At 56.1% G+C, this 25909-nt stretch carries 24 protein-coding genes; 12 read left to right on the forward strand and 12 right to left on the reverse strand.

Annotated features, from left to right (window positions below; all coding sequences use genetic code 11):
* Positions 1 to 42: 42 nt before the first annotated feature.
* Positions 43 to 840: a glycosyltransferase family 2 protein gene (locus ACMYSK_RS20125; protein WP_434638107.1), complete on the forward strand. Its 798-nt coding sequence runs from the start codon at positions 43 to 45 to the stop codon at positions 838 to 840.
* On the opposite strand, the gene ACMYSK_RS20130 is transcribed toward ACMYSK_RS20125, so the two are convergent.
* The 3 genes from ACMYSK_RS20130 to gpmM are packed head-to-tail and all read right to left on the reverse strand — an operon-like array spanning position 837 to position 4616.
* The gene (locus ACMYSK_RS20130; RefSeq protein ID WP_434638108.1) at positions 837 to 1787 is read right to left on the reverse strand and encodes a divergent polysaccharide deacetylase family protein; all 951 of its coding nucleotides are present in this window, start codon (positions 1785 to 1787) and stop codon (positions 837 to 839) included. The two genes, ACMYSK_RS20125 and ACMYSK_RS20130, sit on opposite strands and share 4 nt — an antisense overlap.
* A 3-nt stretch (positions 1788 to 1790) precedes the next feature.
* Entirely contained in the window at positions 1791 to 3062 is a 1272-nt protein-coding gene (gene envC, locus ACMYSK_RS20135; RefSeq protein WP_434638110.1) for a murein hydrolase activator EnvC, read from the reverse strand.
* Between the two features lie 9 nt (positions 3063 to 3071).
* Positions 3072 to 4616, reverse strand: a complete 1545-nt coding sequence (gene gpmM, locus ACMYSK_RS20140) for a 2,3-bisphosphoglycerate-independent phosphoglycerate mutase (protein ID WP_434638112.1) — start codon at positions 4614 to 4616, stop codon at positions 3072 to 3074.
* Between the two features lie 245 nt (positions 4617 to 4861).
* On the opposite strand from gpmM, the gene ACMYSK_RS20145 reads away from it, so the two are divergent.
* The 5 genes from ACMYSK_RS20145 (at position 4862) to cysE (ending at position 8191) form a co-directional block, all read left to right on the forward strand.
* The gene (locus ACMYSK_RS20145; protein ID WP_434638113.1) at positions 4862 to 5293 is read left to right on the forward strand and encodes a rhodanese-like domain-containing protein; all 432 of its coding nucleotides are present in this window, start codon (positions 4862 to 4864) and stop codon (positions 5291 to 5293) included.
* Between the two features lie 110 nt (positions 5294 to 5403).
* A complete protein-coding gene (gene grxC, locus ACMYSK_RS20150) occupies positions 5404 to 5655 on the forward strand; it encodes a glutaredoxin 3 (RefSeq protein ID WP_004868906.1) in 252 nt (83 codons plus the stop codon).
* Positions 5656 to 5713: 58 nt separating this feature from the next.
* Positions 5714 to 6181, forward strand: a complete 468-nt coding sequence (secB, locus tag ACMYSK_RS20155) for a protein-export chaperone SecB (protein WP_041143201.1) — start codon at positions 5714 to 5716, stop codon at positions 6179 to 6181.
* Positions 6181 to 7209: an NAD(P)H-dependent glycerol-3-phosphate dehydrogenase gene (gpsA, locus tag ACMYSK_RS20160; protein ID WP_434638116.1), complete on the forward strand. Its 1029-nt coding sequence runs from the start codon at positions 6181 to 6183 to the stop codon at positions 7207 to 7209. The genes secB and gpsA overlap by 1 nt, the downstream gene beginning before the upstream one ends.
* Before the next feature lie 160 nt (positions 7210 to 7369).
* The gene (cysE, locus tag ACMYSK_RS20165) at positions 7370 to 8191 is read left to right on the forward strand and encodes a serine O-acetyltransferase (RefSeq protein WP_004106845.1); all 822 of its coding nucleotides are present in this window, start codon (positions 7370 to 7372) and stop codon (positions 8189 to 8191) included.
* Between the two features lie 99 nt (positions 8192 to 8290).
* Here cysE and trmL read toward each other — a convergent pair whose 3' ends face one another.
* The 5 genes from trmL to ACMYSK_RS20190 all read right to left on the reverse strand — a co-directional run bounded on the left by trmL (position 8291) and on the right by ACMYSK_RS20190 (position 13196).
* A complete protein-coding gene (trmL, locus tag ACMYSK_RS20170; protein WP_434638118.1) occupies positions 8291 to 8764 on the reverse strand; it encodes a tRNA (uridine(34)/cytosine(34)/5-carboxymethylaminomethyluridine(34)-2'-O)-methyltransferase TrmL in 474 nt (157 codons plus the stop codon).
* A gap of 92 nt (positions 8765 to 8856) precedes the next feature.
* A complete protein-coding gene (gene lldD, locus ACMYSK_RS20175) occupies positions 8857 to 10041 on the reverse strand; it encodes an FMN-dependent L-lactate dehydrogenase LldD (protein ID WP_434644248.1) in 1185 nt (394 codons plus the stop codon).
* The gene (lldR, locus tag ACMYSK_RS20180; protein WP_434638120.1) at positions 10041 to 10814 is read right to left on the reverse strand and encodes a transcriptional regulator LldR; all 774 of its coding nucleotides are present in this window, start codon (positions 10812 to 10814) and stop codon (positions 10041 to 10043) included. Before lldR ends, lldD begins: the two co-directional genes overlap by 1 nt.
* On the reverse strand, positions 10811 to 12466 hold the full coding sequence (gene lldP / locus ACMYSK_RS20185; RefSeq protein ID WP_434638122.1) for an L-lactate permease: 1656 nt from the start codon (positions 12464 to 12466) through the stop codon (positions 10811 to 10813). The genes lldR and lldP overlap by 4 nt, the downstream gene beginning before the upstream one ends.
* 367 nt (positions 12467 to 12833) lie before the next feature.
* Entirely contained in the window at positions 12834 to 13196 is a 363-nt protein-coding gene (locus ACMYSK_RS20190; RefSeq protein ID WP_434638124.1) for a YibL family ribosome-associated protein, read from the reverse strand.
* 275 nt (positions 13197 to 13471) lie between these two features.
* On the opposite strand from ACMYSK_RS20190, the gene ACMYSK_RS20195 reads away from it, so the two are divergent.
* The gene (locus tag ACMYSK_RS20195; RefSeq protein WP_434638126.1) at positions 13472 to 13696 is read left to right on the forward strand and encodes a hypothetical protein; all 225 of its coding nucleotides are present in this window, start codon (positions 13472 to 13474) and stop codon (positions 13694 to 13696) included.
* Here ACMYSK_RS20195 and mtlR read toward each other — a convergent pair.
* From mtlR to mtlA, 3 genes are all read right to left on the reverse strand, one after another.
* Positions 13685 to 14284 carry a mannitol operon repressor MtlR gene (gene mtlR / locus ACMYSK_RS20200; protein ID WP_434638128.1) on the reverse strand — a complete coding sequence of 200 codons (600 nt, stop codon included), beginning with the start codon at positions 14282 to 14284 and terminating at the stop codon, positions 13685 to 13687. The genes ACMYSK_RS20195 and mtlR overlap by 12 nt on opposite strands.
* Positions 14281 to 15429, reverse strand: coding sequence for a mannitol-1-phosphate 5-dehydrogenase (mtlD, locus tag ACMYSK_RS20205; protein ID WP_434638129.1), 1149 nt, complete (start codon positions 15427 to 15429; stop codon positions 14281 to 14283). The genes mtlR and mtlD overlap by 4 nt, the downstream gene beginning before the upstream one ends.
* Positions 15430 to 15553: 124 nt before the next feature.
* Positions 15554 to 17473, reverse strand: coding sequence for a PTS mannitol transporter subunit IICBA (gene mtlA, locus ACMYSK_RS20210; RefSeq protein WP_434638131.1), 1920 nt, complete (start codon positions 17471 to 17473; stop codon positions 15554 to 15556).
* Positions 17474 to 18136: 663 nt separating this feature from the next.
* On the opposite strand from mtlA, the gene ACMYSK_RS20215 reads away from it, so the two are divergent.
* The 5 genes from ACMYSK_RS20215 (at position 18137) to selB (ending at position 23849) form a co-directional block, all read left to right on the forward strand.
* Positions 18137 to 18493, forward strand: a complete 357-nt coding sequence (locus tag ACMYSK_RS20215; protein WP_434638133.1) for a DUF3302 domain-containing protein — start codon at positions 18137 to 18139, stop codon at positions 18491 to 18493.
* A 2-nt stretch (positions 18494 to 18495) separates the two neighbouring features.
* Positions 18496 to 19632, forward strand: a complete 1137-nt coding sequence (locus ACMYSK_RS20220) for an HlyD family secretion protein (RefSeq protein WP_434638135.1) — start codon at positions 18496 to 18498, stop codon at positions 19630 to 19632.
* A 278-nt stretch (positions 19633 to 19910) separates the two neighbouring features.
* Positions 19911 to 20519, forward strand: a complete 609-nt coding sequence (locus ACMYSK_RS20225; protein ID WP_434638137.1) for a glutathione S-transferase — start codon at positions 19911 to 19913, stop codon at positions 20517 to 20519.
* Positions 20520 to 20625: 106 nt separating this feature from the next.
* Positions 20626 to 22014: an L-seryl-tRNA(Sec) selenium transferase gene (selA, locus tag ACMYSK_RS20230; protein ID WP_434638139.1), complete on the forward strand. Its 1389-nt coding sequence runs from the start codon at positions 20626 to 20628 to the stop codon at positions 22012 to 22014.
* Positions 22011 to 23849, forward strand: a complete 1839-nt coding sequence (gene selB / locus ACMYSK_RS20235) for a selenocysteine-specific translation elongation factor (RefSeq protein ID WP_434638141.1) — start codon at positions 22011 to 22013, stop codon at positions 23847 to 23849. Before selA ends, selB begins: the two co-directional genes overlap by 4 nt.
* A gap of 94 nt (positions 23850 to 23943) precedes the next feature.
* Here selB and ACMYSK_RS20240 read toward each other — a convergent pair whose 3' ends face one another.
* Complete coding sequence (locus ACMYSK_RS20240; protein WP_434638142.1) at positions 23944 to 25905, reverse strand: glycoside hydrolase family 127 protein; 1962 nt, start codon at positions 25903 to 25905, stop codon at positions 23944 to 23946.
* Between the last annotated feature and the right edge of the window lie 4 nt (positions 25906 to 25909).

The raw sequence follows: 25909 nt of genomic DNA on the forward strand, positions 1-25909 counted from the left end.
ATTTATACAGTTGTTTAATCACCGTTTAATCCTATAAAAACTATGTTTAAACTCACTGTATGCTTGCTGACCTGTAATTCCGCTCGTCTGTTGTGTCAGGTTTTACCGCCGTTATTAAAAGTGGCGGATGAATGTATTGTCGTGGATTCAGGCAGTACCGATGCAACGCTGGATATATGCCAGCAGTTTGGTCTGGCGACACATCATCACCCCTATACCGCCCACGGTGCGCAGATGAACTATGCAACAGCGTTGGCCAGCCATGACTGGGTGCTGTGTATGGATAGCGATGAAATTCTTGATAATGAAGTGGTGGCCGCGATTCTGAGGCTGAAAGCCGGTGAGGATCTTGACCCTACCTGCGCGTGGCGCCTGCCGCGTCACTGGTATGTACTTGGGGAAGCCGTGAGAACCATCTATCCCGTCTCATCGCCGGATTACCCGGTTCGCTTATTTAATCGTACCGTCGCGTCCTTTAATCACCGCCCGGTTGACGACCAGGTTGTCGGCCACGCCTGCTCAGTTAAGCTGCCGGGACGCGTACGCCACGATACGTTTTATTCGCTGCATGAAGTGTTTAATAAACTTAATAGCTACACCACCCGACTGGTGAAACATCAAAAGGTCAGGCCATCGCTGAGTCGCGGGATCATCAGCGCGATTGGCGCTTTCTTTAAGTGGTATGTGTTTAGCGGGGCGTGGCGGAATGGCAAAGTAGGGGCCGTTACCGGGCTATATGCCACCTCGTACAGCTTTCTGAAATATTTTAAAGCCTGGTATGCCGACGAAGGAAAGCGGGAATCTGTGACGGAAAAACGGACAGACTCCCGGTCAGTCTAGTTCGTTGGGTTGTCCCAGCCCTGCCATTTCAGCTGGTAGTACTGTACCAGCGCACTCTGGCTGATACTTTCGCTCAGAATGCTAAAGAAGCGGCTGGCGTAAACCGGCTCTGGCGGTTGCTTCGGCTTGCAGAATTTCACGCCGCGGAACGGATTACGCGGCGAGGTGGGCGGCGTGGTCTTCGACGGCGGTAGCCCGCTGTCTGGCGTTGAAGTATCGACCTGCGGTTCGTTCAACAGGCTGCTCGGGCGCACGAGAGTGATATCGGGCGGCAGGTTATAGACCATTTGTTGCAGGACGCGCACCGTGGTGGGATGCGGATGACCGATAGCAATGGCAGAACCGTTGCGGCGCGCCAGCGCGATAGCGCGGTTGAACTGGACGCGAATATCGGCCTCATTCTGCGTGTCGTCGAGGAACACTTTACGCTTGATCACCTTCACACCGGTCCCCTGAGCGGCGCGCATGGCCTGGGTGTTGCCGATAGTGACGCTATCGAGAAAATAGAGATTGTAGCGTTCCAGCGCCTGCATCACCTTTTGCATCCCGAACAGGCTGGAGGTCATCGCGCTGCCCATATGGTTGTTCAGGCCAACGGCGTACGGCACTTTGTCGTAGGCATCACGGATGATGCGCTCAATCTCATTGCTGCTCATATCAGGACGCAGGGTATCTTTTTCCAGCGGCTGCTTGCTGAGCGGCGCCATCGGCAGGTGGATAAGCACCTCATGGCCAAGACCATGCGCCTTCGTCGCCATTTCACGGGCGTGCGGCGCATTGGGTAAGACGGCGACGGAGATCGTTGCTGGCAGCGCCAGCACTTGATTTTCAGTTTGTGGACGATAGCCAAAGTCGTCAATAACGATGGAGAGTTTGCCGGCAAATGCTGGCGATGCCATAGCCAGCGTACCGGCTACCGCGAATGCAATTCTGCGAAATTGAAGCAAAACTTATCTTCCCAACCACGGCTGTGGATTGACCGCCTGACCCTGGCGACGAATTTCGAAATAGAGCGACGGACGGCCCTGACCGCCGCTGCTGCCTACGAGAGCAATCGGCTGGCCCGCCCGGACCTGAGTGCCGACGCTGACCAGCGCGCTTTGGTTATAGCCGTAAAGGCTCATATCGCCTTTACCGTGTTCAACGACTACCACCAGGCCGTAGCCCTGTAGCCAGTCGGCGAGAATCACCCGGCCATCGGCAATGGCTTTGACCTCGGTGCCTTCAGACGCAGCGATAACCATCCCTTTCCAACGTAGTTCACCTTGCAGCTGTTCGCCATAACGATGAAGCAACGTTCCGCGAACCGGCCAGTAGGCCTGACCACGAGGAGAGCCAAGACCGCCGGTGCGGGACATCAGCGAACGCTCGCTTTCGGTCGGTTTGTAGGTCGTACCTTTACGGGATGCATCCTGTTGGCGATCGCGCACGGCCTGTGCCTCACGGGCCTCTCGTTCCGCGCGGGCTTTCGCCGCGGCTTCTGCTTGTGCGATCCGGCCGCGCAGGCGCGATTCGTTGGCCCGCATTTCGCTCAGCTGCTGCTGGCCTTGCTGGATAGAGGACTCAAGGCCTGAAAGGGTTTTCTTACGTTCGTTACGTGCCTGCTCCAGCTTTGCCTGCTGTGCACGTTGCTCATAAACCAGCGTCTGCTGTTGGCTTTGCTTCTCTTCCAGCTCGGCCTTTTGGGCGGTGACCTCTTCGCGCGTTTGCTTCAGCTGGGCGATAGTCTCCTGGCGAGCCTGGTTAAGGTAACCGTAGTAAACCTGCATTCGCTGGTTACGCTGGCCTTCTTCACCGCTGAGGATCATTTGCATCCCGGTATGCGGCCCCTGACGAAACGCGGCGTCAAGCTGCGCGGACAGGTTGCGCTCCTGGGTGGCGCGCTGGCGTTCCAGCTTAGCAATCGACGCGTTCATCTCGTCAATCTGCTTATTCAGCTGGTTCAGAGTATCCTGGGTTTCACGCAGTTTACGGGAGGCGGCCGAGATGGCCTCTTCCTGCGCTTTTAACTGGGCAAGCAGGGAGGCGCGCTGCTGCTGCTGCTGTTTTATCGCCTGCTGCTTTGCGGCGATATCAGCCTGAATCGATTTGAGCTGGTCGCGGTCATCCGCCTGAGCGGGTGCGGCGCACAGCAATACGCCAGCGCTGAGCGCGCTGGCGTAAAGGACGGATCGAACAGCCGTTGCGATCCATGTATTTGAATAAGTCGCCTTTCCCCTCATGGGGAAGGATTATTCCACGATGAACAGCGGCTTGCCAGTCATCTCTTGCGGGATTTCCATTCCCATCAGCGACAGCATGGTCGGTGCGATATCGGAAAGCTTGCCGCCTGCGGCCACTTTCACGGCTTTATCGCCGACGTAGATCAGCGGTACCGGCAGGTTGGTGTGGGCCGTGTGGGCCTGGCCGGTTGCCGGATCGCGCATCTGTTCAGCGTTACCGTGATCGGCGGTAATCAGCAGCTGGCCGCCGACGGATTCTACCGCTTTGGTGACCTGATCGATGCAGTTATCCAGAGTTTCAACGGCTTTGATTGCCGCTTCCATCACGCCAGTATGGCCGACCATATCACCGTTCGGATAGTTACAGATGATAGTGTCGTATTGGCCACCTTTGATAGCGGCAACCAGTTTCTCGGTCAGCTCAGCGGAGCTCATTTCCGGCTGCAGGTCGTAGGTGGCTACTTTCGGAGAATTGATCAGAATACGCTCTTCGCCTTTGAACGGCTCTTCAACACCGCCGTTAAAGAAGAAGGTCACGTGCGCGTATTTCTCGGTTTCAGAGATGCGCAGCTGAGTCTTGTCGTTCTTCGCCATCCACTCGCCGAAGGTGTTCGCCAGCGACGCCGGCGGGTATGCGCAGGCAACGTTGATGTCGGCGGCGTATTCGGTCAGCATCACGAAGTCGAGCTTAACGACTTTCTTGCGGGCGAATCCGTCGAAATCGGTATTGACGAAGGCGCGGGTGATTTCACGGGCGCGGTCGGCACGGAAGTTCATGAAAATCAGCGCATCGCCGTCTTCCATTGCCGCATCGGCCTGGCCTTCGGCGCGAATGACGGTCGCTTTCACGAATTCGTCGTTTTCATCACGAGCGTAAGCGGCCTGCAGACCGGCAACGGCGGTATCGGCCTGGAACTCGCCCTGTGCCAGGGTCATCAGGTCATATGCCTGCTCAACGCGATCCCAGCGGTTGTCGCGGTCCATGGCGAAGTAGCGGCCAATAATCGAGGCCACACGGCCCTTGCCCAGAGCGGCAAATTTTTCTTCAAATTTTGCCAGGGATTTTTCCGCGCTGCGCGGCGGTGTGTCGCGGCCATCGAGGAAAGCATGCAGATAGATTTTTTCTGCGCCGCGTTCGGCGGCCAGTTCCACCATCGCCATGATGTGGTCTTCGTGGCTATGAACGCCGCCAGGGGACATCAGACCCATGATGTGCACGGCTTTGCCTGCGGCAACGGCTTTATCGACCGCAGCGGTCAGAACCGGGTTGGCAAAGAAGGTACGTTCTTTGATTTCGACGTCGAGACGGGTCAGATCCTGGTAAACGATGCGGCCTGCACCCAGGTTAACGTGACCGACTTCGGAGTTACCCATCTGGCGATCCGGCAGACCGACCTCCAGGCCAGAAGCATCAATCAGCGTATGGGGACGTTTCGCCCACAATGCGTCCATGACTGGCGTTTTCGCGCTATAAATCGCGTTATCCTGCTGGTCTTCACGATAGCCATAGCCATCCAGAATGACCAGTACCATCGGTTTTTTAGAATTCGACATTGCGACAACCTCATGCTCAAAGACAGAAAATTTGCGTAATTTTACTACAGCTGAATCGATCAAAGCACCGTAAAAGATCAAAGAAAGAGAGCGTCGGGCCGGCACGAAAGTCGCGATAAGATGATTTTTTCGTGACGGACCGCAGAAAATACATTACATCGTGCTCACTGGCTGTATTTGCTGCAATGCACAGGTATACTCCTTCCCTGGTTTTTTTATCACTTAGTCGGGAGTTGTAACCCCCCATGCAAGAAATTATGCAATTCGTCGGCCGTCACCCCGTCCTGAGCATCGCGTGGATCGCGCTGCTGGTGGCGGTACTGTTCACCACCTTCAAAGGGCTGATGTCGAAAGTTAAAGTCATTACCCGTGGTGAAGCGACGCGTCTGATCAACAAAGAAGATGCCGTGGTTGTCGACCTGCGTCAGCGTGACGACTTCCGTAAAGGCCATATCGCGGGCTCCATCAACCTGCTGCCGAGCGAAATCAAGGCAAATAACGTTGGTGAGTTGGAAAAACACAAAGTACAACCCATTATAGTGGTAGATGGTTCCGGTATGCAGGCACAAGAGCCTGCCAGCGCGCTGAATAAAGCCGGATTCGAAAAGGTCTTTGTACTGAAAGAAGGCATTGCTGGCTGGAGCGGCGAAAACCTTCCGCTGGTACGCGGCAAATAAATTTACCCCACGTCTTTATGGCGTAGCCAGGTTTCCCCCACAGCGGCGATCCGTCGGGGGTAGCCTTGTCTGCGGCGTAAAATCCTCAGGGTAAAAACAGGAGTGAAGTCATGGCCAATATTGATATCTACACCAAAGCCACCTGCCCGTTCTGCATCCGTGCCAAAGCACTGTTGAACAGCAAAGGCGTAACGTTCAATGAACTGCCGATCGATGGCAATGCCGCAAAGCGTGAAGAGATGATCCAACGCAGCGGTCGGACGACGGTTCCGCAGATTTTTATTGATGAACAGCACATTGGCGGCTGTGACGACTTGTATGCGCTTGATTCACGTGGTGGACTTGATCCCCTGCTGCGCTAATTTTGCGTCCGCCCAGGCCGGGTAGGCGTATTTAAGGACAACACGAAAGGGTTTTACTATGTCAGAACAAAACAGCACCGAAATGACTTTCCAGATCCAGCGTATCTATACCAAGGATATTTCCTTTGAAGCGCCGAATGCGCCGCAAGTTTTCCAGAAAGACTGGCAGCCTGAAGTTAAACTTGATCTGGATACCGCTTCCAGCCAGCTGGCTGAAGGCGTATATGAAGTGGTGCTGCGCGTGACCGTAACCGCCGCGCTGGGCGAAGAAACTGCATTCCTGTGTGAAGTACAGCAGGGCGGTATTTTCTCCATCGAAGGCATTGACGGCAACCAGATGGCACATTGCCTCGGCGCATATTGCCCGAACATTCTGTTCCCGTATGCGCGTGAGTGCATTACCAGCCTGGTTTCTCGCGGTACCTTCCCGCAACTGAACCTTGCGCCAGTGAACTTTGATGCGCTGTTTATGAACTATCTGCAGCAGCAAGCTGGCGAAGGTGCCGAACAACATCAGGATGCCTGATGAACGCACTTAATGCTGCAATGACTGTGATCGGTGCCGGCTCATACGGCACCGCTCTTGCCATTACCCTGGCAAGAAATGGCCACGACGTTGTGCTCTGGGGCCATGACCCGAAACATATCGCGACGCTGCAACACGATCGCTGCAATGCCGCTTTCCTTCCTGATGTACCTTTCCCTGACACGCTGCATCTTGAAAGCGATCTGTCGGCCGCGCTGGCTGCCAGCCGCGATATTCTGGTGGTGGTACCAAGCCATGTCTTTGGTGAGGTTCTGCGCCAGATTAAACCGCTGATGCGTCCTGATGCGCGCCTGGTCTGGGCGACGAAAGGCCTTGAGGCTGAAACCGGGCGCCTGCTGCAGGATGTCGCACGCGAAGCGCTGGGCGACACGATCCCGCTGGCGGTTATCTCCGGTCCGACCTTCGCCAAAGAACTGGCTGCAGGTCTGCCGACGGCTATTTCGCTGGCGTCAACTGAGCCACAGTTTGCCGATGATCTACAGCGTCTGCTGCACTGCGGTAAAAGCTTCCGCGTTTACATCAACCCGGATTTTATCGGCGTGCAGCTCGGCGGGGCGGTGAAAAACGTTATCGCCATCGGCGCCGGCATGTCTGACGGTATCGGTTTTGGTGCCAATGCTCGTACGGCGCTGATTACCCGAGGCCTGGTCGAAATGTCTCGTCTCGGTACCGCGCTTGGCGCCGATCCAGAAACCTTTATGGGGATGGCGGGGCTCGGTGATTTGGTGCTGACCTGTACCGATAACCAATCGCGTAACCGCCGCTTTGGCATGATGCTCGGTCAGGGCATGGATGTGCAAAGCGCGCAGGATAAGATTGGCCAGGTGGTTGAAGGCTACCGCAATACCCGGGAAGTTCGCGTTCTGGCACAGCGTTTAGGTGTCGAAATGCCAATAACCGAGGAAATTTATCAGGTATTGTATTGCGGAAAAATTGCGCGCGAGGCAGCATTGACTTTATTAGGTCGTGCACGCAAGGACGAGCGTAGCAGTATCTCCCCGAAATAATCCGCGCAGGCGGCCCAAAGTATAACGGGGATAGTCGCAGGGAACCTTTGTCACCTGAATGACCCGGTCAGCAGAGAACTGACCGGTCATTTAACCCTTTGATACTTCAGGCTGCTGTCAGCCGAAGTATGACGGGGATAGCTATCGTCTGGAGTCAGCAATGCCATGTGAAGAACTGGATATCGTCTGGAATAATATTAAAGCCGAAGCTCGCGCCCTGGCTGACTGCGAGCCTATGCTTGCCAGTTTTTACCACGCAACGCTACTCAAGCACGAAAATCTGGGCAGCGCCCTGAGCTATATGCTGGCGAATAAGCTGGCATCGCCAATTATGCCCGCCATTGCCATTCGTGAAGTGGTGGAAGAGGCCTATGCCGCTGACCCGGAAATGATCGCCTCCGCAGCCTGTGATATTCAGGCCGTGCGCACCCGTGACCCGGCGGTCGACAAATACTCGACTCCGCTGCTGTATCTGAAAGGCTTCCACGCGCTGCAGGCATACCGCATTGGTCACTGGTTGTGGAATCAGGGGCGCCGCGCGCTGGCCATTTTCCTGCAAAACCAGGTATCCGTTTCTTTCCAGGTGGATATCCACCCGGCGGCGAAGATTGGTCGCGGGATCATGCTCGATCACGCTACCGGCATTGTGGTTGGTGAAACGGCGGTGATTGAGGATGACGTGTCGATTCTGCAGTCTGTCACCCTCGGCGGTACCGGTAAAACCAGCGGCGACCGTCACCCGAAAATCCGCGAAGGCGTCATGATTGGCGCCGGTGCGAAGATCCTCGGCAATATCGAAGTGGGGCGCGGTGCCAAAATTGGTGCCGGTTCTGTCGTGCTACAGCCCGTACCGCCGCATACCACTGCGGCAGGTGTACCGGCGCGTATCGTCGGGAAGCCTGAAAGCGATAAGCCAGCGATGGATATGGACCAGCATTTTAATGGTATCCACCATACCTTCGAATACGGCGACGGGATCTAGAATCGGGTTATCGTGCTTACCCGCTTGTGCCTGGGCTGTGCCCGCCATCCTCACGTACTGCATGTACGCTGCGGTGGCTGAGCGCAGTCGATTCCCGGCTTAACGACGCAAGACCGCGCCAGGATACCCCAGCTGGCGCCATGCTTCGTACACCACCACCGACACCGCGTTTGACAGGTTCATGCTGCGGCTGTCCGGCATCATCGGAATACGGATTTTCTGCTCCGGTGGCAGGGCATCAAGAATGCTGGCCGGCAGGCCGCGCGTTTCCGGACCAAACATCAAGAAATCGCCATCCTGGTAGCTGACCGCGCTGTGAGCCGGTGTACCTTTGGTGGTCAGGGCGAACAGGCGCTGTGGCCTCGCGCTTTCCACGAAGGCGGCATAATCGTGATGGCGCTGGACGGCGGTGAATTCATGGTAATCCAGTCCGGCGCGGCGCAGGCGCTTATCGTCCCAGGTGAATCCCATGGGTTCGATAATATGCAAACTGAAGCCGGTGTTAGCGCACAGGCGGATGATATTCCCGGTATTGGGCGGGATTTCTGGCTCGAATAGTACGATGTTTAGCATGCTGCCCTGTCTCATTAGGCTCTAAATAGCGCGGGCAGAATAGCAGATTTTTGCCCGGCCCTCATCCCTGTGGGAGCGCGCCGGGCGGGGAGTTACGCTGCGTTACCCTGCTTAATGGCATTGAAGGTTTGCAGAGCGTCGGCATTCTGTACCAGAGAGTCGCGGCTGATTTCGCTGATGGTTTTGGTACCGGTCAGGGTCATGGCCACTTTCATTTCTTTCTCAATCAGGTTCAGCAGATTAGCCACGCCCTGTTTGCCGTGCGTGGCCAACGCATACAGATAAGCGCGGCCCAGCAGGACGCTATCGGCACCCAGCGCAATCATTCGCACCACGTCAAGGCCGTTGCGGATACCGCTATCGGCAAGGATAGCGATATCGCCTTTTACCGCATCGGCGATGGCCGGCAGGGCGCGGGCGGAGGAGAGAACGCCGTCGAGCTGGCGGCCACCGTGGTTGGAGACGACGATCCCGTCAGCGCCGAAGCGCACCGCATCGCGTGCGTCCTGAGGATCGAGGATCCCTTTGATCACCATCGGGCCGTCCCAGAATTCGCGGATCCACTCAAGGTCTTTCCACGAAATCGACGGATCGAAGTTGTTCGCCAGCCAGCCAATATAGTCCTCAAGGCCGGTGGGTTTGCCAAGATAGGTGGAGATATTGCCGAGATCGTGCGGACGGCCGTTTAAACCGACATCCCACGCCCACTGTGGGTGAGTCATCGCCTGCCAGTAACGGCGCAGAGCGGCATTTGGGCCACTCATGCCGGAATGGGCGTCACGATAGCGAGCGCCGGGGGTTGGCATATCAACGGTAAATACCAGGGTTGAACATCCTGCGGCTTTGGCGCGCTCCAGCGCATTACGCATAAAACCGCGATCGCGCAGGACATACAGCTGGAACCACATCGGGCGCTTGATGGTCGGAGCGACCTCTTCTATCGGACACACGGAAACGGTGGAGAGCGTAAAGGGAATGCCTTTATCATCCGCCGCGCCTGCTGCCTGAACCTCACCGCGACGGGCGTACATCCCGCATAGCCCGACCGGCGCCAGCGCGACCGGCATCGCCAGCTTTTCTTTAAACAGCGTCGTCTCCAGGCTCAGGTCCGACATATTCTTCAGGACTCGCTGGCGGAGCGCCACATCAGACAGATCTTCTACGTTGCGGCGCAGCGTATGTTCGGCATAGGCGCCGCCGTCGATATAGTGGAACAGAAACGGTGGCAGGATTCGCTGTGCGGCTGCGCGATAGTCGCTGGCGGCTGAAATAATCATCACGGGTTCTCCCTGGCATTTTCATTGTGGTCACCGGGCAGGCGGGTAATTCGCGCCTGGCGGGCCTGGTCTTCATCAAAGTGTTTAATCGTGGCGTGGACGAAACCTAAATGCGCCATCATCGCCTGCCGTGCGCCTTCGGCGTCACCGGCGAAAATGGCCTCCATCACGGCCTGGTGCTGTTCGGTCAGGCGGGCGAATACCGGCGGGACAAGATACATCCGCTGGCGGCTTTGCTTGACTGAGGACTGTAAGAGATCGAAAAAGCCGCGCATGGTTTGTAGCAGCACTACGTTGTGCGAGGCTTCGGCAATCGCCAGATGGAAGCGGACGTCGGCCTGTGAGGCGAGGTCCGGGTCTTCACTCTGCGTGGCTTCGAAGCACAGGCGAATACGCTCTTTTTCTGCGTCGGTTGCCCGCATTGCCGCATGCCAGGCGGTGCTGGCTTCGATGGCGTGACGGGCTTCCAGAATATCAAAGCTGTAATCGGGGTCGTCGGCGAGCAGCGTTTTTAGCGGCTGAACGATATTCTGTTCTGACCACGCCTCATGCTGCCAGCGCACGAAAGTCCCGCCGCCGCGGCGGCTGACCAGAAGGCCTTCGTTCACCAGCATCGCCAGCGCTTCGCGTAGTGAATTGCGCGATACGCCAAGCTGCGCGGCCAGCTGGCGCTCGGCGGGCAGTCGCATGCCCGCCTCCAGCTTGTGTTCTTCTATCAGCGCCCGCACACGACGAGCAACATCGTCTGCGAGGCGCCGGGGCATCACTATCATGGGATCATCCAGGTTAAGACATAAGCCTGTAGCGTGGTAATAACGCCGACCATACAGGTGAAAATCAGGCTGTGTTTTACGGTAAAACGGAACAGATCCGACTCTTTACCCACCAGGCCGACCGCCGCACAGGCGATGGCGATGGACTGCGGTGAAATCATCTTGCCGGTGACGCCACCGGTGGTATTGGCCGCCACCAGCAGGATATCGGAGACGCCGATTTGCTGAGCCGCAGTTGCCTGCAGTGCGGCGAACAGCGCGTTAGACGATGTGTCTGAACCGGTCAGGAAGACCCCCAGCCAGCCGAGGAACGGCGAGAAGAAGGTAAACGCATGGCCGGTATGCGCCAGTGCAAGGGCCAGCGTCGACGACAGCCCGGAATAGTTAGAAATAAAGGCAAATGCCAGCACCATGCCGATGGAGTAAATCGGCAGAGCCAGTTCTTTCAACGTACTGCCAAAGGTGACCAGCGCGTCTTTCGGCTTCATGCGCAGCCAGACTACGGAAAGTATAGCCGCGAACAGAATGGCGGTACCGGTGGCCGACAGCCAGTCGAACTTGTACACCGCAGCGTAAGGCGTGGCTGCGCTGACGACCGGCGGCATACGAGCCACCATCTTATCGAGGAACGGGACGGAGATATTGATGACGAAGTCATACATCGCGCCGCCGGGGGCGAACAGGGCCTTAAACGGCGGCACGCTCCATAAGGTCACGGTGGCGGTCAGGAACAGGAAGGGTGACCAGGCGCGGACGACCTGCCCGGCGCTGTAATGGGTACGGGCCAGCGTTTGATCGACCTGCGCTGCACCCATATCGCCAAAGCGGAAGATGCGTACCGGCTGCCAGCGTTTGAGGAACAGCGTCAGACAGACCAGCGACACCAGAGAAGAGATGATGTCAGGCAGTTCCGGGCCGAGGAAGTTAGAGCTGAGGTACTGGGCGATAGCGAAGGAGCCACCGGCGACCATCACCGCCGGCCAGGTTTCTTTGACCCCGCGCCAGCCGTCCATAATCGCCATAATCCAGAACAGGACGATAATCGTCAGGAACGGCAGCTGGCGTCCCACCATCTGGCCGATGGCGAAGCTATCGATACCGGTTACCTGACCCGCAACCAGAATAGGAATGCCCATCGCGCCGAAGGCAACCGGTGCGGTATTAACAATCAGGCATAGCCCCGCCGCATACAACGGGTTAAATCCCAGGCCGACCAACAGCGCGGCGGTAATCGCCACCGGCGCACCAAAGCCCGCCGCACCTTCCAGGAAAGCCCCGAAGGAGAAGCCGACGATCAGCATCTGCAGACGCTGGTCAGGGGTAATCGACAGAATTGAAGAGCGGATAATATCGAACTGTCCGGTCTTGACCGAGATTTTATAGACAAATACCGCGGCGATAATAATCCACGCGATGGGCCACAGGCCGTAAAAGAAGCCATAGACCACGGAAGTCAGCGCGCGGTCAACCGGCATCTTGTAGAACAGCAGCGCGACCGATAGCGCAATGGCCACGGTCCATGTCGCCGCCACGTACCCTTTGAGCTTGAGCTTAATCAGGGCAAAAAAGAAAAACAGAATCGGTAACGATGCGATAAGACTTGAGAGCCAGATATTACCGGCCGGATCGTAATTTTGTTGCCAGAGGTTCATGCAGGTCTCCATCGGGCCACAAAGATGCGGTGCTGAGTCTGCGCTCCTTGCAGGTCACATCTTTTGTAAAATTGGCCCAGCCAAAATTCAGTTGTAGGATTAACGACAACGAATGGTTAACCAAATGTTATTGCCAGGCAATATGTCTGTGACTAAAAATGATGTATTTGTGAACCGTTGGGGGGTTTAAGAAATAATTGGTAGGGCCAATAAGGTAAGAAGGATTGGGGACAGGATTCACATTGGAATTTGTGCATTCCCCCGGAGGCAGCGCATGACGTGCCTGTCCGGGCTACAAAGCCCCAAACATCCATGGGATGTAGCCCGGCCAGCGTAGCGCCACCGGGGAAATTCTCGGGATAAAAGATCAGAACGCGGTTTTTGAGAAACCGGTCATTTCTTTAAGGTTCATTTCGCGACCCAGAGCGGTCATCGGGTGAACAATCACCAGCCCGCGAACGCTTTTCTTCAGCTTGCCCATATCGGCCTGCTCTTTTTTGGTGATCGCGCGGCGATGCGGCAGATTCATCAGCTTCTGAGCTTCTTTGCTCAGCTTCTGGCCCTGAACTTCGCGCAGGCGCACGATTTCAGCTTCGATGGTGGCCTGTTCTTTTTCCAGCTCGGCATACTTGTCCGCAGCTTCAACCAGAGACAGGTCTGCCTGCTGGTGACGGATGGCGTCGAGGCGGTCGCTCAAACGCTTGATTTCATTCTTTTCGACTTCTTTCATGATGACTTAATCTATTAATAAAGGGATTTCGACAACATATAGTATGTGCTGTGACTTCTGTTGTGGGTAGTCATTTATCAAAAACTCGTTGTTTTTTCCACGGAAGTCTCAGATGTAATGATTTCTAATTATTTGAATGTTAATCATATTATTACTAAGAGTGACCTGAATTTCATCTCTGTGAACTCCGTCGTCAATAAAGCACGTTTTCCTCAACCCTGGCCTCGCTTTTCGCTAATCCTTTACAGGATGAACCCTGAAAACAGGAGGGCGAGATGGCAAAAATCGGTGACGGCGTACCGCGTATAATCGACAAGACAGTTGATTTTATGGCTTCAAGCCAGGCTTTTATGGAGTATTTGAAAAAATCCCCGCGTTTGCAGCACGTGCCGCGGGATATCCCGCAGAACAAAGAGGCGCTGTATCTGAGTCGTCTGGAGTATTACAGGCAGCTTTACCGGCCGGCTTGTGACCAGGTGGAGTCCGGGTCAGAGCGTTGATTTCTGAAAGGCTTTTTTTAAGCTGATTCGGGAAATCAGCTCAGTCAGAGACAGCATCATTGTTGAACGTACAACCTGCTGGTAGCGTAGTTTCTGCATTGCCAGCAGCTCTTCGTCGCTCTCGTCGAACAGCGGCGTTGGCGGCAGGGCGGTCACGCAATGCAGTTCGCCAAAAGGCCCAAGAATCTCATCGTCGGTAAAGCTGTACTCATTCCCGTCGTGATTCAGCTCTTCGCGCAGGGCCATCAGCAGCTCGGCGTCTTCGTATTCGGCGCGGCTAATCACCCCAAGGCCATAAATCAGCTTCAGGCGTACAGAAAGGTCTCCCAGCGGCCCATCGCCATCCAGCAATGGCTCCACTGCGTATTTCACCGCGTAGTCGTCTTTACGGAATACCTGAAGCACCAGAATATTGACCGCTTCCGTGAGGAGTTCGACGGTGGCGATCAGGAAGCTTCGTACGGTTTTGCCAGCATTCAGACGCTCAAGCACGCGGTTTTCAAATGCCTGTGTTTCTTCCATTATTGCCTGCATATCTGACAGGAGTAGTAATGGGCGCGGTTCGTACCGCGCCAGGTTTTGTCTCATTTGGTGGCGTTATAGTCGTTAACGGCCTCCACCACCACGGCACTTGCGGCATCCAGACCAGAAATCTGTGCCAGCGCTGCCTGCGGGCCCTTTTCGTTAATCAAGGCAGCCAGTTCCTGCGCCTGCGGGTCTTCTTCGCTACGGAAATGCATCGCGGCGGCGATCCCTTTCACCAGATTGACGTGTGGCAGAGCATACTCCAGCGTGCCAAGCAGCGGTTTGATCAGACGATCGCCCGCGCTCAGTTTACGCAGCGGCTGACGACCCACGCGCTCAACGTCATCTTTCAGGTACGGGTTCTCGAAACGACCGAGGATTTTCTGGATGTAGGCGGCGTGCTTCTGTGCATCAAAGCCGTAGCGTTTGATCAGTACCGCGCCGCTCTCTTCCATGGCCCCTTTTACCACTGCGCGAATATTCTCATCGAGAATCGCATCGCGAATCGTCTGGTGCCCGGCCAGTTTTCCGAGGTAGGCGGTTATAGCATGTCCGGTGTTTAAGGTGAATAGCTTACGTTCGACAAATGCCATCAGGTTGTCGGTTAATTCCATTCCCGGGATCGCGGGCAGGGTACCTTTAAACTGGGTTTTATCGACGATCCACTCGCTGAAGGTTTCCACGGTCACTTCCAGCGGATCGTGCGTGGCGGAAGCGGAAGGCGGAACAATGCGGTCAACTGCGGAATCCACGAAGCCGACGTTGGCTTCGACCCAGGTTTTATCTTCTTCTGCCAGGGCGTTAAACACGTGGCCTTTTAGCTGGGTGGTGCCGCGCACCATGTTTTCACAGGCGATGATGTTCAGCGGGGCGGTAATACCCTGCGCTTTACGCTTCGCCAGACCTTTCGCAATGGCTGGCGCAATACGTTCCAGCACCACGGGGCCGACGGCGGTGGTAATCAGGTCAACGCTGGCAATCAGGTCAATGACTTCATCGCCGATGCTGCTGACGGCATTGACGCCGGAAACGGTATCAACCTGCTCGTTTTCACCCACAACGTGAACCTGATAGCTATGACGGGCATTCAGGGCATCAAGTACCACCTGATTCACATCGGCGAATGTTAAAGCGATCCCCGCGTCAGCCAGCAATTTGCCGATAAAGCCACGTCCGATATTACCTGCGCCAAAATGTAATGCATTCATAGTATTAACCTTCATTAATGTTTTTACCTGAGAGGGTTCGGGTGAGGCTTGCCCCTCACCCGAACCCTCTCTCTCCAGACAGAGAGAGAGGGTGATTCGTTTCCCCGGCAGGCCGGGGGACCGTTTAGGCTTTATTGCCTTTCAGCAGCGCCAGCACTTCCTCAACGCTGGTGGTGTGAGTCAGGCGTTCAATCACCGACTCATCATCCAGCGCATTAGTCAGGCTGGTAATCACGTGGATATGCTCGTTGTTGCGTGCTGCGATACCGATAACCAGACGGGCAATGTCATCGGCTTCTTCACCAAAGCGGACGCCTTCTGGATACTGGCAGAACACTACGCCGGTCTTCAGCACGCGGTCTTTCGCTTCAATCGTACCGTGTGGCACTGCGATGGACTCACCCAGGTAGGTTGAGGTCAGTTTTTCACGATCCAGCATCGCCTGCACATATTCCGGCTCAACGTATCCGCCTTTCACCAGCTGCTCGCCGGCAAAGAGGATCGCTTCTTCTTTCGTCGCCGCTTTCCGTCCGAGGAAGATGTTTTCCGCACCGAGTTTGAACAGATTGGTGTCCTGAGCGTCAAAGCTGTCTTTCAGGCTACCGCGAACTTTCTCTTCGTTATCGGTATGGCGCTGTGCGGCGACCAGACGCTCGGTCAGGCTGGTGTAGAGGCCGCTGTCGAGGAAGTTGGTCAGCGAAATATGCTGGGCCTGCGGTACCTGGCGCATCGCACGCTCGGTCAGGTCGCGGTGGGTAATCACCAGGTCGACATCCGGCGGCAGATTGTTAATGGCGCAGTTGGTCACGGAAATATTGCTCAGCCCCGCATCCTGCACTTTTTTACGCAGCACCCCGGCGCCCATCGCGCTTGAGCCCATACCGGCATCACAGGCCACGATGATTTTGCGCACGTGGCTCAGGTCGTTAGCTACGGCACCCGCAGACAGCGGCGTAGCTGCGCCTTTGGATTCGGCTTTCATATCCTGCATGCGACGGGTCGCAGCATCGATATCGTCTTCTTCTTTCACTTTGCTGGTTTTCAGCAGAATAGCGGAGACCACGAAGGAGACGGCCATCGCTGCAATAATTGCCGCGATGTTAGCGAAGTACGCGCCTTTCGGGGTCATCGCCAGGACGGCAAGGATAGAACCCGGGGAGGCAGGAGAAACCAGACCGCCGTTCAGGATAGTCAGGGTGAACACGCCGGTCATACCGCCGAGGATAACGGCGAGGAGCAGACGCGGGTTCATCAGCACATACGGGAAGTAGATTTCGTGGATACCGCCCAGGAAGTGAATGATTGCTGCACCGCCTGCAGACTGTTTCGCGCTACCGCGGCCAAAGAACATGTATGCCAGCAGGACGCCCATCCCCGGACCCGGGTTCGCTTCAATCAGGAAGAAGATTGATTTGCCCAGCTCATGAGACTGCTGAATGCCCAGCGGCGAGAAGATACCGTGGTTGATGGCGTTGTTCAGGAACAGGATTTTGGCCGGTTCAACGAAGATAGACGCCAGCGGCAGCATGTCATGGACAACCATGAAGTTAACGCCCGCCGCCAGAATTTTAGACAGGACTTCAACCGCCGGACCAATGCCGAGGAATGCCAGAATCGCGAGGATCATCCCGATAATACCGGCGGAGAAGTTGTTCACCAGCATCTCGAAGCCAGATTTAATCTTACCGTCTACCCAGCCATCGAAATGTTTAATCGCCCAGCCACCCAGAGGACCTGCGATCATCGCACCGAGGAACATCGGCATGTCTGCACCGACGATAACGCCCATCGTGGTGATTGCGCCGACCACGCCGCCACGCTCACCGCCAATTAATTTACCGCCGGTATAACCGATCAGCAGCGGCAGCAGATAGGTGATCATTGGCCCGACTAGCTTCGCCAGCGTTTCGCTCGGTAACCACCCTGTCGGAATGAATAATGCGGTGATGATACCCCACGCGATAAACGCGCCGATGTTTGGCATCACCATATTGCTGAGGAAACGACCAAAGCTTTGCACCTTGATCTTGATATCGGATGACATAAAACACCCCTTCTTCTGTTTTGCTTACGCGTAGGCTAAAAGCCTGAGGCTTGTTGTTAATATGGCGGCAGAGGTCGCCGGACCCTGATTGATAGAGGGAATCTGGCACTGAATCGCTAAACTGTCCAGTCGGTGGATTTTTATGTGATTATGATCACATGAATATAGGTGTCTGGTAGGTATTTGTAGTGATGTTCATCACAAAATGAGTGTGCAAAAAAAAGACAACAGGTCAAAATTAGCCTGATTAGGCTAATTAATGTGAATTCGATCACATAATATTGTTTTCTGTTTGTCTCTATATTGTGACTTTGTTCACAAAAAATAATGAGTTGATTTTTACGGATGTGATCCCCGGCAAACTCCGTGTGCTCGCACCGGGCCCGGTACCGGCACGCCGGCTTCAGAATGAAAAAACATCATCGCAGGGCCGTATGGAAAAAAGTAAAAACCTGGCTTAAGCTCATCATGTAAAGATAAGTATATAGTTCTTCAGGATATATTTTGTCACGCTTAAAAACTTGCAAGGAGAATAGCTAAAAACAATACTCCCCGGCCTTAAATTATAAGTGCATTTTGCTATTACTTAAATTTAATTAATTAATTTGGTTGCTTACCATTTTATATCATTGATGAGCTTACGTCGTGTTTAGTGAGGCACATATGTTTCTCAACTATTTTGCGCTGGGTGTGTTGATTTTCGTTTTTCTGGTTCTGTTTTATGGAATCATCGCTATTCATGATATTCCATATCTAATGGCTAAAAAACGCAATCATCCCCATGCTGATGCCATCCACACCGCCGGTTGGGTGAGCCTGTTTACACTGCATGTTATCTGGCCATTCCTGTGGATTTGGGCCACGCTCTATCAGCCTGAACGGGGATGGGGAATGAAATCCCATCTTCCTCCTTCTGAGCGCGATCCGGACATAGACAGACTTTCACAACGCGTTGCCGAGTTGGAAAAACGACTGGGTGCGGTGTCATCATCCGCAGAAAAAGATACGCCGGAGCGCTAATCATGGATCTGTTAATTGTATTGACCTATGTGGCGATTGCATGGGCGGTTTTTAAAATATTCCGTATTCCGGTTAACCAGTGGACTCTCGCCACGGCGGCATTAGGCGGTATATTTCTCGTCAGTGCCCTTATTTTATTAATGAACTATAACCATCCTTATACGTTTACCGCACAAAAAGCGGTTATTTCTATTCCCATTACGCCACAGGTAACCGGCATCGTCAGTACCGTGACGGATAAAACCAATCAGCGGGTGAACAAGGGCGATGTGCTGTTTACTATCGATCCCGTTCGTTACCAGGCCCGGGTGGATAGACTACAGGCCGATCTGGTGACCGCGATGCACAGCATCAATACGCTTAAGGCCCAGCTGTCAGAAGCGCAGGCCAACACGGTGCGTGTTTCTGCCGAGCGCGATCGGCTCTATAAAGATTACCAGCGTTACCTGAAAGGCAGCCAGGCACGGGTCAACCCGTTCTCTGAAAGCGATATCGATAATGCCCGACAAAACTATCTGGCGCAGGATGCGTTAGTGAAAGCGTCGGTTGCCGAGCAGGCGCAGATACAAAGCCAGCTGGACAGCATGGTGGGCGGCGAGCAGTCGCAGGTTGTCAGCCTGCGTGCGCAACTGACGGAGGCGAAATACAACCTCGACCAGACCGTTATTCGCGCGCCAAGCAACGGCTACGTTACCCAGGTTCTGATCCGTCCCGGCACGTATGCGGCGGCGCTGCCGCTGCGCCCGGTGATGGTCTTTATCCCGGAACAAAAACGGCAGATTGTCGCCCAGTTCCGCCAAAACTCGCTGCTGCGACTGAAGCCAGGCGATGATGCCGAAGCGGTCTTTAACGCGCTGCCGGGCCAGGTGTTTCATGGCAAGCTGACCAGCATTCTTCCGGTTGTGCCCGGCGGGTCTTACCAGGCGCAGGGAGCATTGCAGTCACTGACGGTCTTGCCGGGAACCGATGGGGTACTGGCGACGATTGAACTGGACCCGAATGCGGATGTAGATGCGCTGCCGGACGGGATTTATGCGCAGGTTGCGGTCTATTCTGACCACTTCAGCCATGTCTCGGTCATGCGAAAAGTCTTGCTCCGCATGACCAGTTGGATGCACTACCTCTACCTGGATCATTAATTCCAATAAAGGCAGGCTGACGCTAAGTCGGACCTGCCTTTTGCCTGCGCCTGAACCATACTTATACCCGTCATACTTCAAGTTGCATCGGCTCCTGGTCACTTACTTGAGTAAGCTCCTGGGGATTCTGCGTCGCCGCGTTACTCTCGCCCCTGTGGGGCCAGCGTAAACGCTGTTCAATAACGCCGAAAGCATTGTGGTCCTGCAACTCGAATTATTTTGGGTATAGAGCCTATCCCATTAGGTTTCTACTTTTGTGTTGGCGAAAGGAGCAGGCAATGAAACTGATCGGCAGCTACACCAGTCCCTTTGTGCGTAAAATCTCTGTCATTCTGCTGGAAAAAAATCTCCCCTTCGAATTCGTCAACGAGTTCCCCTATCAGGACGTGAACGGCGTCGGGAAATTCAACCCATTGGGTAAAGTGCCGGTGCTGGTTACGGACAGCGGCGAATGCTGGTATGACTCCCCCGTTATCGCGCAATATCTTGAGCAACTCGGCGTCGCGCCGGAAATGCTGCCATCGGACCCGAAGGCGGCGTTGAAAATGCGCCAGCTGGAGGCGCTGGCCGATGGTGTCATGGAGGCGGCCCAGGCCCTGGTGCGCGAAAAAGCCCGCCCGGCGGCGCAGCAGTCGGAAAGCGAGCTGCTGCGTCAGCGCGAGAAAGTGACCCGGGGACTTGACGCGCTGGAAGCCTATGTAGCCGACGGCCGCCTGCGAATTGATGAGGTCAATCTGGCCACGATTTCGGCAGCGTGCGCCATTGCGTACCTCAATTTTCGCCGGGTCGCTCCCGGCTGGTGTGCGACACGTCCTCAGCTGATCAAGCTGGTCGACTCACTCTTCCAGCGCGCCAGTTTTGCCCGCACCGAACCGCCAAGGACTTGACCCAGGCAGGTAACAGTTTCCCCCCGGAGACGTTACAATCACCGCTGATTTGTTGACTCCCTCTCCCGTCGGGAGGGGGGTAAATAACTTACCGCCAGGTCCATTCATGACTACCGATATTCGTGCGCTCTACACCCGGCTTCCGGCCACCGATCGTTTGCTTCGCGATCCCGCTTTTTCTGCCGTGCTGGCCCGACATGGCCATGCCCAGGTGGTGGCGCTGCTGCGCCAGATGCTGGATGAAGCCCGGGAACACATTCGTCAGGCACAGGCGCTGCCGGCCTGGTGCGATGACTGGCCGCAGGAAGCCGGGCGACGTCTGGCGCAAACCCTGCAAAGCGCGCTGCGCCCGGTGTTTAATCTCACCGGTACGGTGCTGCATACCAACCTGGGTCGCGCGATCCAGGCCGAAGCTGCGGTTGATGCGGTAGCTCAGGCAATGCGCGCACCGGTGACGCTGGAGTACAGCCTGGATGATGCTGGTCGCGGCCACCGCGATCGGGCGCTGGCGGATCTGCTGTGCCGCATTACCGGCGCGGAAGATGCCTGCATCGTCAACAATAACGCGGCGGCGGTGCTACTGATGCTGGCGGCCACCGCTGGCGGTAAAGAAGTGGTGCTTTCACGCGGCGAGCTGGTGGAGATTGGCGGCGCGTTCCGTATTCCCGACGTGATGCGCCAGGCGGGCTGTATCCTGCATGAAGTGGGGACCACTAACCGCACCCATGCCAAAGATTATCGTCAGGCCGTGAATGACAATACCGGCTTGTTGATGAAGGTCCATACCAGTAACTACAGCATTGAAGGCTTCACTAAAGTCGTCGATGAAGCCGAGCTGGCGGCGATTGGTCGCGAGTCTGGCATTCCGGTAGTGGCTGATTTGGGCAGCGGTTCGCTGGTCGATCTGAGCCAGTATGGTCTGCCGAAAGAGCCGATGCCGCAGGAGATGATCGCCGCGGGCGTCAGCCTGGTGAGCTTCTCCGGCGATAAGCTGCTGGGCGGCCCGCAGGCGGGGATTATCGTTGGCGATAAAGCGCTGATTGCCCGTCTGCAACAGCACCCGCTTAAACGCGCGCTGCGGGCGGATAAGATGACCCTGGCTGCGCTGGAGGCCACTTTACGGCTCTATTTGCATCCGGAAACGCTGGCCGACCGGCTGCCCACGCTGCGTCTGCTGACCCGCACGGCACAGGCGATTCATGCGCAGGCAGTGCGTCTACAGCCGCAGCTGGCCGCGCATTATGCAGACTTTGCGGTGCGGGTAGAGCCGTGTCAGTCGCAAATCGGCAGCGGTTCGCTACCGGTTGACCGCCTGCCGGGGGCGGCGCTGACCTTTACGCCGCGCGATGGCCGCGGTAGCCAACTGGAGGCGCTGGCGACCCGCTGGCGCGGGCTACCGGTTCCGGTTATCGGGCGAATTTACGACGGGCGTCTGTGGCTGGATTTGCGCTGTCTTGAAGATGAACCCCGGTTTATGGAGATGTTATTACAATGATTATTGCCACCGCCGGACACGTTGACCACGGCAAAACGACGCTACTGCAGGCGATAACCGGCGTTAATGCCGATCGCCTGCCGGAAGAGAAATCACGCGGAATGACGATCGATCTGGGGTACGCCTACTGGCCACAGCCCGACGGCCGCGTGCTGGGTTTTATCGATGTGCCTGGCCACGAAAAGTTTTTGTCTAATATGCTGGCTGGCGTGGGTGGTATCGACCACGCGCTGCTGGTGGTGGCCTGCGATGATGGCGTGATGGCCCAGACTCGCGAGCACCTGGCAATCTTGCAGCTGACGGGAAACCCGTCGCTGACGGTGGCGCTGACAAAAGCCGATCGCGTTGACCCGGCGCGGGTGAACGAAGTGCATGCTGAGGTGGAAGCGGTGCTGGCCGAATTTGGTTTTACCCACGCGACGCTGTTTGCCACGGCAGCGACGGAAAACCAAGGAATTGACGCGCTGCGCGACCATCTGCGCCAGCTACCTGAACGCACCCATCCGCAGCATCAGCGTTTTCGTCTGGCTATTGACCGCGCCTTTACCGTAAAAGGGGCAGGCCTGGTGGTGACCGGCACCGCGCTCAGCGGTGAGGTCAGCGTCGGGGATACGCTGTGGCTGACCGGGGTAGATAAACCGATGCGCGTGCGTGGCCTGCATGCGCAAAACCAGCCGGTCGAGCAGGCGCGGGCAGGCCAGAGAATTGCGTTGAATATCGCGGGCGACGCGCAAAAAGAGGCGCTGAACCGCGGCGACTGGCTGCTATCCGTTCAGCCTCCGGAACCGTCCGACCGGGTTATCGTTGAATTACGGTGCCACACGCCGTTGACGCAATGGCAGTCTTTGCATATCCATCATGCCGCCAGCCATATTACCGGTCGCGTTTCGCTGCTGGTGGGGGATCTTGCCGAGCTGGTACTCGATACGCCGCTGTGGCTGGCTGATAACGATCGCCTGGTGTTACGCGATATCTCTGCCCGGGTGACTCTGGCGGGAGCCCGCGTAGTGACGCTAAATCCGCCGCGCCGCGGGAAACGAAAAGCGGAGTATCTGCAGTGGCTTCATACGCTAACGGCGGCGACAGATAATGCTCAGGCGCTGGAGATGCACCTGCAACGTGATGCGGTACGTCTGGATGAGTTCGCCTGGGCTCGCCAGCTAAACGACAATGGCCTGGCTGCGCTGACGCACAATGCCAGCTACCTGCAGGCCGGCTATAGCCTGCTGAGCTCTTCGCTGGCGGCCCGTTGGCAGGCAAAACTCCTTGATGCGCTGGCGCGCTATCACGACCAGCATCGCGACGAGCCTGGACCGGGCCGGGAGCGTCTGCGGCGTATCGCGCTACCGATGGAAGACGAAGCGCTGGTGCTGTTGCTTATTGAGCAGATGCGCGCTGGCGGGACGATCGAGAGTCATCACGGATGGCTGCACCTGCCGGAACACAAAGCGGGTTTTACCGAAGAGCAGCAGGCCATCTGGCTACGGGTTGCCGATCTGTTTGCCGATGAACCCTGGTGGGTGCGCGACCTGGCGAAAGAAGCGGGTGTCGAAGAGTCGCTGATGCGCGCGGTACTGCGTCAGGCGGCGCAGCAGGGCATGATTACCGCGATCGTTAAAGATCGTTATTACCGTAACGATCGTATCGTAGCCTTTGCCAGAATGATCCGCGATCTGGATCAGCTGCGGGGTTCAACCTGCGCCGCTGACTTTCGCGATACGCTAAACGTCGGGCGTAAGCTGGCGATTCAGATTCTCGAATACTTCGACCGGATTGGCTTTACTCGCCGTCGTGGAAACGATCATATCCTGCGTGATAAGGCATTGTTTCTTTAAGCATCATCAGAGCGTTCCCGGAGATCTGCTCAGCCTGGCGCCACCGGGGGTTTTAAAATAAAGACCTCCGGTGACGCTGCGATGCCTCCTGCGCTTATTGGTCCGTTTCTTTTACCCAGATGCGCATTTCTCCTTCACCGCGATTCGCCCAGCTAAACCACGGGATAAAGGTTAAGGTCTGCGGCTGACGCGTAGCCGAAGTACGATCGTAATTCCACAGCGCCTGGTTTTCGGCGTTCTCCGCCGTTTGCTTGTAGCCCGGTGCCTGAAGAATCATTTTATGGGCAAAAATGCCTTTCCCTTCAAAAGCATTGAACCTGGCATGGCGCGGCAGCTGCAGGTTATGCAGCTGCTCACCGTTGTCGGCCTGTTCCAGACAATAAACCAGCGGACCTCGCTGCACGGCGACCTGGCCGGCCTGATGGCGCACCAGCGGATTACCATAAACACGACGTACCGGCATCGGCAGCGTTAACAGGAGAATATCGCCTTCCTGCCAACGATGGCTGATGTGCAAATAACCTTTGCGCACATCCTGTGAAACCGGAGCGCCGTTCAGCGTCACCTGTGGTTCATCGCACCAGTCTGGCAGGCGTAGCGCCAGGGTATGATTAACCGGCGCAGACGAGTCGATGGCTATTTTCACCTGCTCCTGCCACGGGTAGTTGCCGCTGATTCGCAACCGCAACGTTTGGTCGCCAACCGGGATCTCCGCGCTGTTGCCGACATACAGGTTGATGTAGAGCGCCTCTTCATGCGGCGTATAGATATAGTGCCCTAGCGAAGTGAGCACGCGGGCAATGTTTGGTGGGCAGCAGGCGCAGCCGAACCAGCGCTGACGAACGGGCTTCACGTGGTCGTAAATATGATTGAATTTCAATGAGGTAGGATGCACTTCCAGCGGGTTGACGTAGAAGAAGTGCTTACCATCCAGCGCCATTCCGCCCAGTACGGTGTTATACAACGCGCGCTCCATGACGTCGGCATACTGGCTGTCGGCTTCCATTTCCAGCATCCGGCGGGCAAACATCATCAGCCCGATGGAGGCACAGCTTTCAGCATAAACCGTATCATTCGGCAGGTCATAGTCGCTGCTGAAGGCTTCGCCGCTGCTTTGCGAGCCTATACCGCCGGTGATATACAACTGACGCCTGGCCATATTGTTCCACAGGCGCAGACAGTCCTGGCGTTTACTTTCATCCTGACTCAGGCGGGCCAGATGGGCGACGCCGGTCATCAGGTAGACAAAGCGCACCGCATGGCCGATGGCGACAGGCTGCTCGGCAATCGGCAGGTGTGCCTGACTGTAGGGTTTATCCATCACCATCCATGCCGGGCCGTAGGTATTCCAGTAGGATGTTTTGCCGCGTTTTTCGTATTCAATGTCGTAAAAATGTGGCTGCGTTCCGCGCTCTTCGACGAAGTAATTCGTCAATGCCAGGTAGCGTGGTTCCTGAGTGACGTCATACAGGCGCATTAATGCCAGCTCGATCTCCGGGTGTCCAGGGTAGCCGTGCAGCTGATGTTCACCGGGGCCAAACACGCTGTCGATATGGTCCGCCAGGCGACAGACCACTTCCAGCAGGCGGCGTTTGCCAGTGGCCTGGAAGAAGGCGACGCCGGCTTCAATCATATGGCCAGCGCAGTACAGCTCGTGACACTCGGCAAGGTTCGTCCAGCGTTCCGTCGGTGCTTTGACCGTAAAGTAGGTATTCAGATAGCCATCTTCGCACTGGGCCGCAGCAACCAGCTCAATCACCTCATCAGCGGTCTTCTCCAGCTCGGCGTCCGGCTTCTGGCACAGCGACCAGGCGACAGCTTCCAGCCATTTTGCGACGTCGCTGTCCTGAAAGACCATACCGTAAAACTCGCCTTCCTGGCGTCCGGCGGCAATGCGGAAGTTTTCTATCGCATGGCTCGGATCGGCCTCCTCAATGCGGTCATTAAGCGCATCCCACTGGTAGGGGATAACCACATCACGCACCAGCTGCTGGTACTGGCCAAGGAAAGGGTCGGTGACTTTCAATTTGTGCAGATCGACTTCCATAACAGACATGACG

This window comes from Klebsiella sp. I138 (assembly GCF_051131765.1).
Lineage (GTDB): Bacteria > Pseudomonadota > Gammaproteobacteria > Enterobacterales > Enterobacteriaceae > Klebsiella.